The 3100-nt window shown below is 41.3% G+C and carries 2 protein-coding genes and 1 pseudogene; 2 read left to right on the top strand and 1 reads right to left on the bottom strand.

Annotated elements, in window-relative coordinates:
- The first annotated feature begins 117 nt into the window (after window positions 1–117).
- Both B4F08_RS06100 and B4F08_RS06095 read left to right on the top strand, forming a co-directional pair.
- On the top strand, window positions 118–1191 hold the full coding sequence (locus B4F08_RS06100; protein WP_291373817.1) for a YqaJ viral recombinase family protein: 1074 nt from the start codon (window positions 118–120) through the stop codon (window positions 1189–1191).
- Between the two features lie 141 nt (window positions 1192–1332).
- Window positions 1333–2268: a hypothetical protein gene (locus tag B4F08_RS06095; protein WP_004692362.1), complete on the top strand. Its 936-nt coding sequence runs from the start codon at window positions 1333–1335 to the stop codon at window positions 2266–2268.
- 47 nt (window positions 2269–2315) lie between these two features.
- Here B4F08_RS06095 and B4F08_RS06090 read toward each other — a convergent pair.
- Window positions 2316–3037, bottom strand: a pseudogene (locus B4F08_RS06090) (undecaprenyl-diphosphate phosphatase).
- Window positions 3038–3100: the final 63 nt, after the last annotated feature.

Genomic DNA, 3100 nt, shown 5'->3' with positions numbered 1-3100 from the left:
GGATTAGAGCAAGCATTATATCTTGCAGCCTAAATTTCATCTTGTCTCCCTCTTTGCCACATCTTCGGATGTGGCTTTTTTATGCCGTTTTAAAATCAATGATAGAAGGATAAACCCATGAATCAGATTATAAACCCAACAGTAACGTCTCAATCTCAGTATTTACCAACTGTAGCCAATGACAAGCTTAAACAAAGTCAATCAGGTTCAAAACGTAGTTTAAATGCCAAACGTCTGATCAGCACCAAACAACTGGACTATCAGGCATGGCTGGAAGTGCGTAAGCAGGGAATAGGCAGCAGTGATGCCGCAGCCGCCTGTGGCATAAATCCTTATATGTCGATGCTGGAACTGTGGATGATCAAAACAGGACGGGTACAGCAGAATATTGATGATGAAAGCTCAGGACACGCACCTTTATATTGGGGTAAACAGTTAGAACCCTTGGTCGCAGAATACTACAGCATGCACACCAATAATAAAGTCCGTCGGGTCAATGCGGTGCTGCAACACCCTGATCCTGACAAAGCCTTTATGTTGGCGAACTTGGATTATGCCGTAGTGGGCAATGAAGACGTGCAAATACTGGAATGTAAAACTGCAGGAGAATATGGCGCCAAACTATGGAAGGAGGGCGTTCCTCTGTATGTGCTATGTCAGGTACAACATCAACTGGCGGTGACAGGCAAGCAAGCGGCACATATTTGTGTGTTGCTGTGTGGACAGGAAACCAAAATCTACAAAGTCAGTCGTAATGAAGCTTTGATTGAACAGATCATTCAGGCGGAACGGTTGTTTTGGGAATGTGTTGAAAATGATGTTCCACCAGCAGTGGATGCCAGTGAATCGGCAGCCAAAGCTTTACAACAGCTCTATCCTGAACATACCCCACTGAGCTGTGTTGACCTAACGGAGGTCGAACTTGCCAATGAACTGTTTGATCAGTTGATAGAGGAAAAACAGCAGATTGAACAACACCAAAGCCAGTTTGATCTACTCAAACACCGTGTTCAGGCACTGATGCAGGAACATGAACGTGCCGTATTTCAGCAAGGTTCAGTGACATGGAAAAAGAGCAAGGACAGTATTAGCCTAGATACCAAGTCCTTACTTCAGCACCAACCTGAACTCATCCAACAATACCCATTGCAGAAAGCAGGCAGTCGTCGTTTCAACATTTATCACGATTAGCTCAAAGCTTAGAGTTAATCACTCAGCAAGAAAAAACCTGAAATCCCGTGCAGTCCTGCATGGGATTTTTATACCGATTTCATTTTTAGCAAACAGTGCAACACATCTAAACATCAACATCTATACGAGAGGAATTTCAACATGATTAAAGGTCTAGCAATCACACCACCCATCTTGGGCCGGATCAGTATTGGTCGTGTAGTCGAAAAGAATGGCAAGCGTCTGCCTGAGAAAGACGATCAGTTCACCATTACCAGTCAAATACAAGGCAAGGATGGTTGGGTCAAACACCCCTTGGATGAGCAATTGCGTAGTCAAGCACCGAATCAAAAGCTGCGTAGCATTCCTGTGCGTATGATCTTCAATGATCCTGAATTGAACTTACGTGCCGAGTACAGCTTGTTTGACCGACAGACAGGTCGCCCGATTTGTGTGGGGAATGGTCAGACCTGTCAACGTATGACATCACAAGGTGTAGAGCAACATCCTTGCCCATCCCCCGACTTATGCCCACTTGGACAAGGCGGGCACTGTAAGCCTTATGGACGCCTGCATGTCAATTTAGATGAGTCGGATGAATTTGGTACATTCATTTTTAGAACAACAGGCTTTAACAGCATACGTACGTTGGCTGCACGATTGAGCTACTACCATGCAGCATCAAATGGGTTGCTTTCATGCTTGCCACTGCAGCTGACCTTGCGAGGAAAGAGTACAACGCAAAGTTATCGTCAACCTGTGTACTACGTGGATTTAACGCTCAGGGATGGCATTCATTTACAAGAGGCGATTCAAACAGCGAAGGAAATTGACCAGAAAAGTAAGTTGTGTGGTTTTAATCAGGCTGCTTTAGATCAAATGGCACGGCAGGGTTATGGTAATGCACGATTTGAGGTGAATGCTGAGGAGGGACTAGATTTGGTTGAAGAGTTTTATAATGATAAGGGTTTTGAGTCTGAATCGGTACAAACTGAAATCAAAAATAAATCTAAATCAGAGCTTAAGTCCCATCAGGGAGAGGGTGTTGTACAAGAGATTCAGAAAAGCTTGAAGCAGAATGTAAGGATTGTAAATTAAAAAATTTAAAGAGAACAGCGAGTTCTCTTTAATTTATTTTTTTTGTATTAAAAAACAAATAAGATGATTGAATCTAATACCAAGCGATACCAAGCAAAAACTTTTAAAGTATGTTTTTCTACAAATTTAACCATGGCTTTTACCACAAGCAAAGCTGCGATGAATGCGGTTACAAAGCCTACGGAAATATTCAATAAATTTTCTGAAGTTAAAACATCAACGTTGCGAAATATGTCTAAGTAACGGCACCAATAATGGTTGCACCAGACCGTGAAGTCCCCGGAATCATCGCAAGACATTGAACCAAACCAATAACAATGGCCTGTTTGAATCCAATATTGGTTGCCTCAATGGTTTGGACTTTAAAATTTTTAGCTTCTACAGCAAAAATTAACAGTGCACCAATAATCAGTGCAGATGCCACAACCGAAGGACTGAATAAAACTTGTTTAATAAAATCAACAGCTATAACTCCGATCACTACTGCAGGAATAAATGAAATGAAGACATTTATCGCAAAACGTCTCGCATGGTAATCACCTGATATAAAACCATGTAGTAGATTAATAATTTTTTTACGGTAGAGCCAACAAACGGCTAAGATTGCGCCCAGTTGAATGACAACTTCAAAGACACGGCCTGAGTCTGAATGAAAATCAATTAAATGGCCAAATAAAATTAAATGACCAGTACTGGAAATGGGTAAAAACTCCGTTAAACCTTCTATAAAACCTAAAAATAAGGCTTTAAGTACTGAAATTATATCCATAAATAAAGTGAGTCACAGAATAATAATAGCCATCACTTTTAAGATATTTTTCTGCATTTATAA

Source organism: Acinetobacter sp. UBA6720, from assembly GCF_002454215.1.
In the GTDB taxonomy this organism is placed as follows: Bacteria; Pseudomonadota; Gammaproteobacteria; order Pseudomonadales; family Moraxellaceae; genus Acinetobacter.
This window is presented reverse-complemented; position numbering and strand designations above follow the sequence as displayed.

Coding starts and splice junctions, on each gene's coding strand:
- B4F08_RS06100 (WP_291373817.1), top strand. CDS start 118: ATGAATCAGATTATAAACCCAACAGTAACGTCTCAATCTCAGTATTTA.
- B4F08_RS06095 (WP_004692362.1), top strand. CDS start 1,333: ATGATTAAAGGTCTAGCAATCACACCACCCATCTTGGGCCGGATCAGT.